The following is a 13,196-nucleotide window of genomic DNA, read 5'->3' on the forward strand; positions in this document are numbered from 1 at the left end:
TCCTAAAATCCCCGAATAAAAAATGCTGAAAATATTACCAACTAAATACTTTCCTAATCTTAAACTATAAAATTTGTGCCATTCTGAAAATGGTTTCCTTTTCCGCCGAAAATGTTTGTTCATCAGAATTGTATTATTTAACTCAATATGATTGAAACTTTCACGTGGAATTATAGGTAAGTAAATACCGAAATCTTTTGGAAGATTTTCTTTAAAGAAATCATCTGCTGTAGTAGGAGCAACAAAATACATATCATCATTTAACAGTATAAAGTTCTCACTTAACTCTTCGATTCTATGTAAATTCAATTCAATCACATTAGAATTATAAGTCGGAAGATATTCCAGAGGTATATAATCACTATGTTTTACAATTTTTAATTTTGGATTCTTTGTATTCAACCATTCTGGTACATGCCCGTAAGTTATAAAGAAAATTCGGTTAATCCAACCTGCATAGCGTTCAACTGCCCGAAACCAGTACTTGAAATTCTCTGATGGTCTGTAACGATTTGCATTATTTGATTCTGGCCATTGAGCACCAGATTCGTATAACCTCTTTTCTTGTAACCATTCAGGGTCTGTACCATCAACCCAAGTAATCACAAGATCTATTTTATTATTCATATGTTTCTCCAAAGAATTTATTCAATTATCTTATTTACTGCAGATTTTAAATAATATCCTTCTTTAAGCTTTTTCATAATGTTTTTAGCATTAGTGACTAGTTGCAGATATTCATCCTGACTGAGTTTTTCCAGTCTTTCAGATAATTCAAATAGACTATTAACTGCTAAACCAACTCCATTTTTTTCAACAAAGTTTGCTTCTGCTGAATCTTTCCATACAATAACAGGCAATCCCGAAGAAAGATACAAAGATAACTTATGAGGATTATTATATCTTAAATAATTTCCTGTCACTCCATCGCAAGTATCTAAACTTTCTCCATCCCATACTAATCCAAATCCACCATTTAAATGATTAGGAACTTCTTCTGGAGCAAAAGCACCTAAATAAGAAACATTAGAAACATCTTCTGTAGGATGATATCCAATCCCCATCAATTGAAAACGAATCCTAGGAACCTTATCCAACTGATACAAATATGGACTCTTATCAGGTGATAGATTCCCAGCTACTGTAACTGTTTTTGAATATTCAATTGATGATGATACGCTCTTATCATTTAAATAATCAAATATTTCTAAAACAACTAGTCTCTTTTCATCTACTCCATACTTAACAAACCAATCTTTCATTTCTTCATTATGAACAATGATTGAATCAGCAAAAGATAGCATTTCATCAAACTCTTTCTGATAAAATGGATCATCATAAATTCCTCTGATCAATTCAACATCATGAACCAATGAAATTATTTTCACTTGTTTTTCCTTCAATTTTAAAAGACTTGGAGTTCTACCAAAGTGATTTCTGCGATAGGGATGTTGTAATAATAAAACATCTCCTTCAGACAATTTATTTAAAACCTTATTCCACTGTTTATAAAAAGAAAGTTGTCTTATTATTTTAGAAACAGGTGATTTATCCTCAGGCTTATGGCGTACAATTTCTATTTTTTCGAATCCTATTTCCTCCAAAATATTAACACAATCATTAGTGGCTTTACTACCAGCGTGCATGTGTGTCCCATACGATTCAACAATCTGATACTTTTTCATTCATTTCTCCTAAGAGTATATTCTGTAAGGTTAATATTTGAGTTTCAATTTCAAATCCTTTTAATTTAAACATCTTCTCAATCTCAGACTCAGTGGCTCTAGGTTTTTCCAATAACTCAAGTATAGCTTTTGCCCAAACAGTAATCGAGGCATCTAGAGATAGGTAACGGATTGAATCTAATATTTTCAATTCTGTCGTAACTGCATCACTCACCAAAACCGGCAATCCATTCGCTTGAGCTTCTACAGCAGATAGAGGTAACCCCTCAAATATTGAAGGCAAAACAAATAAATCTAAGGAGCTTAACCATCTCTTCATATCCTTCTGACTTCCTGCCAACAAAACTTCATCTTCAATTCCATAAGATTTTATCTTTTCTTTGATTAAATCTACGGTTGAATTTGCACCTGCAACTTTACCAATAATTACTAAGCGAAGATTAGGATTTTTCTTGTAAGCTTCATAAAAAACATCTATTAAGAATGGTTGGTTTTTTTGGATATCTAGTCGGCCGACATTCCCAATAACTCTACAATCATTCCATCCTAACTCTGTTCTAAGATCAAGTCTATCCTTTTCTGAAAATGAAAAGTTATCTACTTCAATAGCATTTTGTATAATTTGCGCACCTGATCGGATTTTATCGATGAACATATAATCCGCAGCTATCCCTGAACAGGCAAAAAAATGAGTAGCTATTTGAGGCAATTTCAAACGATTCAGATTGTGTAAAATTTGTCTTACTTTATTCCCCTTGAACATTGAACTATGACTATGGATGATTCGAGTTTTTATACCATATTTTTTTGCATATTTTAACAGATCGAGATTGGGAATTGCCATCGCATTATACCAAATCGCATCATATTTTTTTCCTTCCGTAGCAAAAAATTCTCTTAATTCTCTCATATATTTAAGAGGATTTTTTCCTTTACGAGGTAAATAATACACTCTTGATCCTTTTGAAATAATCTCGTCTTCAAATACAATCGGTTCTCTAGTTCTTTTAATAAAATCGACTTGAAACTTAGATGGATCAAGATGACGATAATAGTTCATTATAAATGTTTCAGTACCAGCAAGAACAGGAGACATTCCTGTCATTAAAATTTTATAGACCATTACATCTCCTTTGTTAACTCAATAACCAGTTTCTTCGTTTGCGGATATTTCTCAATATCAAATTTTCTTGAAAATAGGTATCCCTTTTGTGCAGCATCTCTCAATTCATGTAAATCTTTTTCACTATCAGTCCATGTATATGGTTTTCCATCCCACCAATTAATATAGCGTAAGTTACCTTGAAACTCTTCTTTATAGCCATGGTTAATTGATGAATCGAACACACTATAGTCTGTTCGTTCTTTATTTAAAATCATTGGTAAAAACACTTCGTCATTGAGAAAAGATTTCCTAAACATCTTCTCAATATCTGCTTCTCTATCTATCAATAATTGCACAATATCGCTTGGTAATGAGACCCACTGACTGGCTTTCATAGGACTAACATTAAATAATTTATACCGATCAACTCTGAGTAGTTTTTGAATCCATACCTCTAAATTACGATAAATCTTGAATGCAAGCTTACCTATGGCACCAGGTAAAGTGCGATAGGTAAAACTCTCAAAAAAGTGATAATATTTAAATCTATTTATATCCTCACCGTTCTCCTCTATATTCATAAAAGTAAGGAAGGAATAATTTGGATAATCATCAAAGAAATTATGGATTCTCTGTTGAGAACTCAATGGTAAGTCTACACCACTTATTAAATGATAAAAATAATAAGATTCTCTCCTAGACGCTGCTTTAAATAAAAGCATTTCAGCTTCAATTTGTGAATATCCACCCCAACTAACTGCAACTCTTTCTGTAAAATAAACATTTGATAGATTGGCACTAGATTCAATAAAACTCTTATGAGAGTCATTAAAATTTGATTTTTTATCAACATGAATAAAAATATCGTTATTTTGATGATCCAATAAAGAAACTAAAAATGCTAGTTGTTTAAATTGACTGTGTGCTAGTATTAGATATGCGTGCTTATGCACCATAATTTTTTATCCTTATCATAGTATTTATTGCATTTGCAAATAAGTTGTACGAAGTTGTAAAAAGTATGATCAGTATTTTTCTACTAACAGGAATGGCCTGTCTTAGTAAAATTTTCTTATTTTTCTTCAATTCGTCTATCATAGACTTTATTTGAACTTTATGTACTATACGAATATTTTTATAATCTAAAGAAAGAGCTATTTCTGTTAAAAGAGCTAGGTCTGCTCTATAACGATTAATTTGAGCCCATTCTTTATACCTATCATTATTACTTGCTTTAGCATACTGGCATACTAAATCCCAACCCTTTAAAACATCAAAATGTTTAGACGTGAATTTAGCTGTCAAACCTGAGTTATTGATAAAATAATTGTATACAATTTTATCAGTAACAACTATTGTTTGAGAATTTAAAATGTATCGGAACGTTGTCGGAACATCTTCTGCAAAGAAACCTAAGGGAAATTCAATTCCTTCGACAACTTTTCTTCTATACAATTTATTCCAAACGTAATATTCAATAGTCTGACTTTCAATCTTAAAATATCGTTTTGCGTATTCTTCTTGTGTTAATAATTCTGAAGTATGGAAACTTTTTTGATGATTCACAACATCTGAAGTCCTATATACCCCACCAACAACCATATCTGCATTTTGTTTTATAGCTTGTTCCAACAAAAATTCGACGGCATCCAATTCTAGCCAATCATCCGAATCTACAAACATGACAAAATCACCTGATATATATTTCAAGCCAGTATTTCGCGCCTCAGACAACCCTGCATTCTTTTGGTGGATAACCTTTGCTCTAATTTCCTTGCTAACAAACTTTTTACAAATTTCCCCTGATCCATCAGTCGAGCCATCATTGACCAAAATAATTTCTATATTTTTATATGTTTGATTCTTTACAGATTCTAGGCAACGTTCTAAATATGATTCAACATTATAAACTGGAATAACCAAACTAACAGTTGGCATAAGAGTTATTTCTCCTTTACATTATTATCTCACTTTCTGAGTATCTATATTTTCTATAGATTAACGAACCGATTAAAATCCAAAAAATATTATAATAGATATTCAATATCAAATCGTCAATCAAAGCATGGAAACTCAGGGAAATTAGAATAATACTTAAGACAATTTGTCCCTTTTTCAAAAGCTTTACTAAAGTTGCAGTCAGTAAAGTTAAAATAATAATTAAAGCTATCAGCCCAAAATGTTGAAGAATCTGAATATATAGATTATCTACATATAAATATGCATCCGTACTACGCTCTCCTTGCATACTCAAACCATTCCCGACCCAAGCAATTCTCTGCCCAAGCATCCCATAACCATATAAACTTAACGAACGATTTGATAAATAAATACGCCCCCCTAGGAATTGATTTGCTTGATGGAAGAAATGATTTAAGAAAGCATTTGAGGTACTTAAGTAATTTTTTGAAATCCAATAACTTAAATAGGCATTAACAAAATAGGTAAGCGTGAAAAGCTTTAATAAAAGACTAATTTTCTCAATAACAGTCGGGATTAGCTTCATGGCTAAATTAGCTAATAGTAACAAACAAGAACTTATAAAAGCCAGTCGTGAATCAGTTTCTAAATATAGGTACATTGAAACTAAAAATAATATGAGAAGACGCTGATACGACACTGTTTCTTGCTTTAAAAAAAAAGATATGGCTATGATATTCAGCATAATTGTCGATGGAAATAGCGAATATCTAAAGCCAAGATAGTGCCGAACTCTAGTTGCTGAAAACTCGATGTAATCAGGAATTAAACCTAGCTTACTACTCAATATCACAAGGAACAACATAGCAATACTAATGATAAAAGCTACTTTGACTACTTTTGAAAAAGGGATATCCCTCAAGCTATATATCAGAGATAACCCTAAGACCATAAACGAAGTATAGCTCGTTACACTCCCTATGATAAAGTAGAGCGTAGCTCCCCCTAGCAAACCCAATAGAGACTCAAAGCTATTACTCCCAGATATAAATTCTTTCAAGAGCATTAACAAAATTATCAAAAAGATCGCAACATTATATAGCATAGGGGATATAAACTGAGCGTAAAGACTTACATTCAATAGCGAAAATAAGAGGAATATAGCTAATGCTACTAGTCCTAAAATTTCCGGCAGTGAATACCTTTTGATAGTGATTTTCATATTCCCTCCTAGAAACTCTGTCCATACTTCTTTCCGAAAAATTTAGCCATTAAGAAAGATTTCCCTTTTTCAAACAAATCTATCTTCTCCATATACATAAATGGCACTTCTTCAGGCGTTATTCCTTTTTTATCTAACCAAACATTAAACAACAGCTCACTAACGCGCCCAAATAAGCGTGACTCAAATGGGGTATAATTCGTTAAGTCCATCTGTTCGTACATAGTATCTAGAATTAAGAAAAGCCACGGTAAATAATCGTCTAATAGTTCTTTTTTCATAATAAACATATTAAACATATAACCGCTTCTCTGTTTCATAACTTTATCGAATGAGGAAAGATATTCTGGACTCTTTTTCTCAATAATTTTCCTAGCAAGATCCAGATGTTCTCCGTTAAGAGTATGGTCATAATGAGAATAAAGAGTTTCAATATAATACTTTCGTTTCTTTGGAACTATTATATCGGATTTCTCTAATAATGTTTCAATGTTAGAACGAGACAAAATGACATCATCCATATTTATATTTTCATTATATGCTTGAGATTTATTTGTAAAGTAACGACGATAATGGACTAAACCTAAGTAATCGTAATCAAGATTCTTCCATGCCCAATAAAGTCCCGTCAACTCACAATAAAATGGGTTTAGAGAGGATATATTATCGCCGGTATTATCACCTATAAAACCAATATCTGGTTTACCCTCGCTCCCAACATGGATTGGAAAGTATAGACTACCGTCTTGAGGCATTTTAACCTCTTTATGTGTTGCCACAATGATTTTTACATCTATCACTCTATTTCGCTCCATCTTTCATTAATACAACTTTAACAGTCTTTAGTAAAATTTTAATATCTGACCAGATAGTCCAATCATCAATATAGGACACATCTAGCTTTACAACATCATCAAAATTCGTGATTTCACTGCGGCCACTGACTTGCCAGAGGCCTGTGATACCTGGTTTGAAACTCAAACGTTTTTTCTGTTCAGGCGTGTATTTCTCATACTCATCCACAGTAGGAGGACGCGTACCGACCAGACTCATATCGCCTTTGAGGACATTCCAAAACTGAGGCAGCTCATCCAGACTTGTCTTGCGGATAAAATGTCCAATCGGCGTGATACGAGGATCATTATCGACCTTAAACATACCATCTGACATCGTATTTTGCGCCATCAGCTCTTTTTTGCGCTCTTCCGCATCCACAGCCATAGAGCGGAATTTATAAAATTTAAAGATACGACCATTCTTTCCAACTCGATCTTGAGAGAAAATAGCTGGACCACCATCTTTTTTGATCTGAGGCACTAGGAAAATAGCGGCTATCCCACAAAGCAGTAAGCCAAATAGGGCACCAACAATGTCCAGAAGTCGTTTCAAAAGGACATGGTAGTAACTATAGAAGCGGGTCGAAAATGTCACGATATTAAAACCAGCCACATTGCGAATGCGCTTCTCTCCATTGGTTGGGAAATCTAGGGCATTGATATTAACATTGACATCGATTCCCATATGCTCAAACTGAGAAATCAAATCTTCCAAGCGATAGAGGTCACTAGGTAGGTTGATAAAAACCTCATCCACTACCGACCGGGTTGCGTACTCAATCATATCTTTTTCCAGCACCACATCAAAAACAGAGCTTGTAAAAGAAGGATCATCCACTACTGTTACTGCCACTATCTGACCAGCAAAGTCTTGTGCTTTTTCAATTTGAGCAAAAAATTTTCCTACCCTAGCGCTTGTAGTAATGACAAAAACTTTCGTACTGTTCTTTGATCTAGCATGAATAGAAGAATAGTAGTTTTTGAACAAAATATTGGCCGCATAAACTAATAGACCATTTAGTAAGATGAAATAAATCAGCCCCCGGCGCGAGATAGAAAAATGTTCCTCCATAATAAAGGAAGCAAAAGTGACAAAGAGGGCATAGAAAGCACTGTATTTTAAAGTTTGGATGAACTCTATAAAGTAACCTCTACGGAAAAAATGATGAAAATAATTACTAATATAAAAAGCAAGAATATGAAGCAAAGAGAGAATAAAGACACTTGTCCTTGTCAAGTCAGAATTAGAAATAAAGCTTACTAAAACAGCTGCTAGCATAGACACTAGCAGTTCCAATACAGCTACTCCTAACTCTTGGATTTCCCTTTGCTTTCTAAACATACATTACTTCTCGCTTTTCTTTTCTTCTCTCAAACGATCTCCATAGTTTCCGTAGGAACCATAGAAACCGTATTTATCTGCTTCGACATTATATTTATTTAAGATTACACCAAGGAAAGGAGTAGAGGACTGCTCCAGCTGGGTCTTAGACTTTTGAACCATTTTCCGTTTCACTACATTACTAGCAACGACTAACATGCTTGCATCACAAAACTTGGAAATAAGAGTCGCATCTATGACCATACCGATAGGAGGAGTATCCACAATAATATAATCATAATGGCGACGGAGAACATCCATCATTACCTCAAACTTTTCGCTCTGCACAAGTGCCGTTGGATTTGGTGAAGCTTGCCCTGAAGTGATAACAAAGAGATTTTCCTCATCCGTTTCACACAAGCCTTGCGATAAGTCTGTATTTCCAGACAAGTACTCTGTTAGACCTGTGATTTTCTCACTACTCCTAAAAACACCACCAAGCATCTTAGAATTTCGAATATCCGCATCAATCAAAAGAGTCTTGTAACCCGCATTAGCAAAGGTCAGGGCCAGATTCGTTGATGTTGTCGTCTTTCCCTCTCCCGGGAAGGTAGAACTCACAGCAATCACCTTGATGTTCTCGCCACTAAGTTGGATATTGGTTCGAAGAGCATTGTAATACTCCTCTACCCTCGAAATAGAAAGTTTTTTCTTTTTTGCTAACTCTAGTATTGGCATTGTATCTCCTAACCTACCTTACTCATATCTGGGATGACACCAAGCAGGGTCATTCCTAGGGTTTCTTCGATATCTTCTGGCTTCTTGACACGGTCATCAAGGATTTCCACGCTCACTACTACAAGCACCATCAAGACACCACCCGCAAGCACTCCAATGATAGTATTGCGACGGATATTTGGAGAAGACGGTGTTTTCGGCGTTTCCGCCTCTTCCAGCGTTGTAACATCAGAGACCTTGGTAACAGCGATGATTTTCTCAGCAGCAACTTCACGCAAGGTATTGGCAATACGGCTTGCTTCTGCTGGATCCGCATGCGTCACTGTAATAGACACAATCCGAGTATCTGTCGGTACAGTCACCGTTACCTTAGACGCCAAGTCAGATGGCGAACCTGACAGTTTTAATTCTTTAATGACGGATGCCAAGACATCTTGTGACAGGATGATTTCCTTGTAGTCCTTTACCAGATAAGAACCAGCCTGCAAGTCTTGGTTTGTCAAGGTAGGATTTTCGCCCTGCTGACGATTGACAACGTAGATACGCGTCGTGCTCTTATAGGTAGGTTTGGCAATAAAAACGCTATAACCTAGGGCTAAAATACCTGTCAATAAGGCAGTTAAGATGATTAAAAATTTCCGTTTCCAAAGTATCTTTAACAAAGACAACACATCGATTTCGATTATTTGATTTTCTTGATTCATGTATTTACTTTCTCCAGAGTTTGATTGATTAAATAAACTCGTTACTTAATAAAATTTCTTGGTTTGTCTTAAAGAGTTCTTCCGCACGCGCTGCTCCATATTTTTTCGCGACAATCTGATAAGCCTTTTGCATATAAGGTGGCCTGTCATCGAGATTGTGCATATCGCTGGCAACGAAATGAACCAAGTCCCGTTCCAGAAAGAACTGAACACGCTTTTTCATAAATTTGTAACGATCACCAAAGAGCTTAGGTTTCAAAACATTTGAACTATTGACCTGCATATAGCAGCCCATATTGATCAATTCACTGACCTTGTCTTCGTCATTTTCCAGACAGTGATAGCGCTCAATATGTGCCACTACAGGAGTCATACCGAGGCGAATGACATTGCCCAAGGCGGAATGAATATCCTTATAGGGTGTATTCATACTAAACTCGATCAAGACATACTTGGTGCCACCTAGACTGGGAAATGTTCCCTCTTCTAGCTTTTTCAAAATATCACTAGTATAGTAAATCTCCGCTCCATATAGCACGGTCAAGTCGTCAGCAACTTGCTTGGCCAACTCCTGCACTTGCTTGAAGTTTGCTGCAATCTTTTCTTCAGGCGTTTCAAACATGCCCTTTCGGCGATGAGAAGTAGAAATAATGGTGCGAACGCCCTGACGATAGCTTTCTTCGAGCAGACGTCGGCTATCCTCTAGTGTTTTAGGACCGTCATCCACATCAAAAATGATATGCGAGTGAATATCAATCATGCTTTACTTTCCTTCCATTACTTCTTGGATCGCCGCTTTGGCCGCTGCCAAGCTATTTTGATCAATTTCCATCATGTAGAGATTAGCTTCTGGCATCGCATGGGAAGGCAGACCTGTATTTCCAGTTCCGGTCAAGGCCTGAGAAGTCACGTTATAACTTCCGCCTGACTCCAGTTGAGTATTGATCAGATTCATCATCGTCTCCAAACTCATATCGGTCTGGACAGAGTCCTGCAACCCTGAAAGAATGGCGTTGTAATTTTTCAGTGCATCTGTCGAAGTCAGTTTCTTAATGACTGCTGCAATAACCTTTTCTTGATTCTTACCACGATCATTATCTCCACCATTTAGAGAATAACGCTCACGGACGAAGCCTAGAGCTTGGTCAGAGTTCAGATGAACCTTACCTACAGGGAAATGGTAATTACCGTGCAGACTAGTAAAGTCTTGGTCGTTCTCAATATCAATCCCACCCAGCAAGTCAATCAACTTGAGGAAGGAAGTGAAATTTAGCCGCACATAGTAGTTTAAATCAATGCCGTAGAGATTTTCCAAGGTATGAACTGAAGCGTCCACTCCGTAAATACCTGCGTGAGTCAGCTTATCCGGCTGATTAAGGCCACCGTCCGCAATTGGAACATAGGCATCGCGTGGTGTCGTCGTCAGCAAGACTTTCTTGGTCTTACGGTTGACTGTCATGATGATATTGACATCAGAGCGTGACACAGAAGAAATTGGTCCATAAGTGTCAATACCACTGACATAGATATTAAAGACCTCTGCATTTGGATCTTGCTTGCCAATGGCTGTATCAATCTTCTTGCTAATCTTGTAAGTATAGATTTTTTTTATTTTTGAAGCATAGTCAGGATCTTCACCACGAATCGTATCTTCAAAGACGCTATTCAGGACCATAGCCTTGGCTTCACCAGAAGTCAACGACTTATAGGCGGCGAGATAAGAAGATGCTGTGTCCACTGTTATCTCATGCCCTTGTGTCTGACTGATATTTTTCATCAGCGCTTGGATATTGTCTTGGTCATTGCCTGACGGTGCTAAGACATTTGTCAACTGCTTGAGGTCCTTAACATCACTATCCGCCGGCACCACGACACTCATTTCATACTCAGAGTAGTTGGAAGTGGAATTAACGCCAGCCGACAAGTCAACCAAACCTTTTACAGCATACATAGACACAGACCCCACAAGCAGGGCTACTATTAGGATAGCACTAGTTGTCTTGCCTGCCTTACCCTTTAAAATCAGGAATCCTGACAAGGCTGCCACTGCTAGGATGAGGACTGCCACTAAGATATTCACATAGCGAAAAGCTAGAAAATGATAGCGAAAAATTGTGAAAATCAAGAAGGCCGCTAACAAAGTATAAACACCCAAGAGGGTGCTATTAACTATTTTTAATCGATTGCTTTTCTTTTTAGATTTCTTTGTTCTCTGATACATTTCCCTTACTACTTTCTGTATGAAATTACTCTATTCTATTGTAGCATAAAAATATGATTTTTTTAAGAAATTCTTAAGAATATTGCATAATTGTAAAAAAATCCTATTCTTTTGTCAACGACTTCAACTTTGAAATCGAATTCAAGCCAAAACACAGAAAAATAAAGCGATACCAAGGCATTGACACTACCTTATTCTGGTAGATAAGATAGATCTCCGCTCATGAAATTCAGAGAGCTACTGGCATATAGTAAGCATATTTGAAAAATTGTAGACAAAATTGAACCAAAAGTCCTATTTTTATGCTGAAAGTTTTGCTCCAATCTAGACGATTATAACAAGCCATCTCGGTCCACTTGCTCATAGGCTTGGAGGCCATCATTGAGCTTGTCCCAGATGACTACCTGTCCTGACTGAAGGGACTTCTGCACATCAATGATGCGCTGATTGGAGGAACCGCGGAACTGCAGCATGAGATTCTTCTTGCTAAGGTCAAAACGGCCGTCCACTAGAATGTCAATCAAACTCAGCAGCTCCAGCTTATCCTCCGTTTCCAGCATCATCTCCTCCCAGGTGTAGCCAGTCCAGGACCAGATATCCTTGTCCGGAAGCTCTCTCCGAATCCGCTTGACCAAGGGCAGGAGAATACCTGTATTGAGAAAAGGCTCGCCCCCTAGGAGGGTAAGCCCCTGCACATAGGGTTCCGCCAAGTCTTTCATAATCTGCTCCTCCAGTTCTTGGGTATAAGGAATGCCAGCGTTGAAGGACCAAGTTGCTGCATTATAGCAGCCCTCACAGTGAAACATACAGCCACTGACATAGAGGGAGTTGCGGACACCTTCGCCATCCACAAAGTTAAAAGCCTTATAGTCAATGATTCGCCCCTTACTCAGCTCCTCACTTTTCCATTCTTGAGGTTTGGGATTGTTCATCTTCATCCTCCAAATCAATCCAGTAGCGCTGACTTCTGTCGATTGTATTTTCGTAAACACCGCCAGCAGAGAGAATGGTGCGACGGCTGGCTTCATTGTCTTCATCGCAGGTAATCAGCACTCGTTCCAGTCCTTGCTTGCGAGCCTCTGCTAGCCCTAGCTCTAGCTGCAACTTGGCCAAGCCCTTTCTGCGTTTGCTGGGCCGGATAGAATAGCCAATATGCCCACCTTCCACAAATAATTTGTCATTCAAGGACAGGCGCAGAGCTAAAAAGCCCAGAGGCAAGCCGGTCTCATCAAAGGATAAAAATTGGATGGCAGGAACCCAACCTGCTGGCAAGTTTGCCACATCTTCCTTCCGTTCTACAATTTTCAGCCAATCCTCATAATCCTTTGCTCGTTTCCAAGTAGAGCCCATGCCGCCGTGCATGTAGGATTTTGCAGCATCAAACTCCGCAATCATCTCTAAAATCGCGTCTTTATCTTCCAAAGTTGGTCGTCGTAACTTCATA

General features: G+C 37.0%; 14 protein-coding genes. All 14 read right to left on the bottom strand.

All coding sequences use genetic code 11. The features are described from left to right. A partial coding sequence (locus D8872_RS03145; RefSeq protein ID WP_185761374.1) for a stealth family protein occupies window positions 1–627 on the bottom strand: 627 nt, incomplete at its 3' end. Window positions 628–644: 17 nt separating this feature from the next. Next, window positions 645–1,685 carry a sugar transferase gene (locus D8872_RS03150; RefSeq protein ID WP_125389911.1) on the bottom strand — a complete coding sequence of 347 codons (1,041 nt, stop codon included), beginning with the start codon at window positions 1,683–1,685 and terminating at the stop codon, window positions 645–647. Next, the gene (locus D8872_RS03155) at window positions 1,663–2,808 is read right to left on the bottom strand and encodes a glycosyltransferase family 1 protein (protein WP_125389912.1); all 1,146 of its coding nucleotides are present in this window, start codon (window positions 2,806–2,808) and stop codon (window positions 1,663–1,665) included. The genes D8872_RS03150 and D8872_RS03155 overlap by 23 nt, the downstream gene beginning before the upstream one ends. Further along, window positions 2,808–3,746, bottom strand: a complete 939-nt coding sequence (locus tag D8872_RS03160; RefSeq protein WP_125389913.1) for a beta-1,6-N-acetylglucosaminyltransferase — start codon at window positions 3,744–3,746, stop codon at window positions 2,808–2,810. The genes D8872_RS03155 and D8872_RS03160 overlap by 1 nt, the downstream gene beginning before the upstream one ends. Continuing rightward, window positions 3,736–4,728 (bottom strand): glycosyltransferase family 2 protein, encoded by a 993-nt coding sequence (locus D8872_RS03165; RefSeq protein ID WP_125389914.1) that lies wholly within the window; start codon window positions 4,726–4,728, stop codon window positions 3,736–3,738. The genes D8872_RS03160 and D8872_RS03165 overlap by 11 nt, the downstream gene beginning before the upstream one ends. Window positions 4,729–4,744: 16 nt before the next feature. After that, entirely contained in the window at window positions 4,745–5,932 is a 1,188-nt protein-coding gene (locus tag D8872_RS03170; protein WP_125389915.1) for a polymerase, read from the bottom strand. An 8-nt stretch (window positions 5,933–5,940) separates the two neighbouring features. Continuing rightward, window positions 5,941–6,747: a DUF4422 domain-containing protein gene (locus D8872_RS03175; RefSeq protein ID WP_185761375.1), complete on the bottom strand. Its 807-nt coding sequence runs from the start codon at window positions 6,745–6,747 to the stop codon at window positions 5,941–5,943. After that, a complete protein-coding gene (locus D8872_RS03180; protein WP_125389917.1) occupies window positions 6,734–8,110 on the bottom strand; it encodes a sugar transferase in 1,377 nt (458 codons plus the stop codon). Before D8872_RS03180 ends, D8872_RS03175 begins: the two co-directional genes overlap by 14 nt. A 3-nt stretch (window positions 8,111–8,113) precedes the next feature. After that, window positions 8,114–8,827: a tyrosine-protein kinase gene (locus tag D8872_RS03185; RefSeq protein ID WP_125379076.1), complete on the bottom strand. Its 714-nt coding sequence runs from the start codon at window positions 8,825–8,827 to the stop codon at window positions 8,114–8,116. 8 nt (window positions 8,828–8,835) lie between these two features. Next, entirely contained in the window at window positions 8,836–9,531 is a 696-nt protein-coding gene (locus D8872_RS03190) for a CspC family polysaccharide chain length determinant protein (protein ID WP_125389918.1), read from the bottom strand. A gap of 28 nt (window positions 9,532–9,559) precedes the next feature. Beyond that, entirely contained in the window at window positions 9,560–10,291 is a 732-nt protein-coding gene (cps4B, locus tag D8872_RS03195; protein WP_125389919.1) for a capsular polysaccharide biosynthesis protein Cps4B, read from the bottom strand. A 3-nt stretch (window positions 10,292–10,294) separates the two neighbouring features. Next, window positions 10,295–11,752, bottom strand: a complete 1,458-nt coding sequence (gene cpsA, locus D8872_RS03200; RefSeq protein WP_125389920.1) for an LCP family glycopolymer transferase CpsA — start codon at window positions 11,750–11,752, stop codon at window positions 10,295–10,297. A 332-nt stretch (window positions 11,753–12,084) separates the two neighbouring features. Further along, entirely contained in the window at window positions 12,085–12,684 is a 600-nt protein-coding gene (nrdG, locus tag D8872_RS03205; RefSeq protein ID WP_185761376.1) for an anaerobic ribonucleoside-triphosphate reductase activating protein, read from the bottom strand. Further along, entirely contained in the window at window positions 12,650–13,195 is a 546-nt protein-coding gene (locus D8872_RS03210; protein WP_125389922.1) for a GNAT family N-acetyltransferase, read from the bottom strand. Before D8872_RS03210 ends, nrdG begins: the two co-directional genes overlap by 35 nt. Window position 13,196 lies beyond the last annotated feature (1 nt).

The organism is Streptococcus cristatus, from assembly GCF_003943815.1.
GTDB classification, from domain to species: domain Bacteria; phylum Bacillota; class Bacilli; order Lactobacillales; family Streptococcaceae; genus Streptococcus; species Streptococcus cristatus_F.

What these genes read in the sequence shown, in the direction of transcription:
- D8872_RS03170 (WP_125389915.1), bottom strand. Translation starts at nt 5,932, where the DNA reads ATGAAAATCACTATCAAAAGGTATTCACTGCCGGAAATTTTAGGACTA.
- D8872_RS03210 (WP_125389922.1), bottom strand. Translation starts at nt 13,195, where the DNA reads ATGAAGTTACGACGACCAACTTTGGAAGATAAAGACGCGATTTTAGAG.
- D8872_RS03160 (WP_125389913.1), bottom strand. Translation starts at nt 3,746, where the DNA reads ATGGTGCATAAGCACGCATATCTAATACTAGCACACAGTCAATTTAAA.
- cpsA (WP_125389920.1), bottom strand. Translation starts at nt 11,752, where the DNA reads ATGTATCAGAGAACAAAGAAATCTAAAAAGAAAAGCAATCGATTAAAA.
- D8872_RS03150 (WP_125389911.1), bottom strand. Translation starts at nt 1,685, where the DNA reads ATGAAAAAGTATCAGATTGTTGAATCGTATGGGACACACATGCACGCT.
- D8872_RS03185 (WP_125379076.1), bottom strand. Translation starts at nt 8,827, where the DNA reads ATGCCAATACTAGAGTTAGCAAAAAAGAAAAAACTTTCTATTTCGAGG.
- D8872_RS03165 (WP_125389914.1), bottom strand. Translation starts at nt 4,728, where the DNA reads ATGCCAACTGTTAGTTTGGTTATTCCAGTTTATAATGTTGAATCATAT.
- nrdG (WP_185761376.1), bottom strand. Translation starts at nt 12,684, where the DNA reads ATGAACAATCCCAAACCTCAAGAATGGAAAAGTGAGGAGCTGAGTAAG.
- cps4B (WP_125389919.1), bottom strand. Translation starts at nt 10,291, where the DNA reads ATGATTGATATTCACTCGCATATCATTTTTGATGTGGATGACGGTCCT.
- D8872_RS03175 (WP_185761375.1), bottom strand. Translation starts at nt 6,747, where the DNA reads ATGGAGCGAAATAGAGTGATAGATGTAAAAATCATTGTGGCAACACAT.
- D8872_RS03155 (WP_125389912.1), bottom strand. Translation starts at nt 2,808, where the DNA reads ATGGTCTATAAAATTTTAATGACAGGAATGTCTCCTGTTCTTGCTGGT.
- D8872_RS03180 (WP_125389917.1), bottom strand. Translation starts at nt 8,110, where the DNA reads ATGTTTAGAAAGCAAAGGGAAATCCAAGAGTTAGGAGTAGCTGTATTG.
- D8872_RS03190 (WP_125389918.1), bottom strand. Translation starts at nt 9,531, where the DNA reads ATGAATCAAGAAAATCAAATAATCGAAATCGATGTGTTGTCTTTGTTA.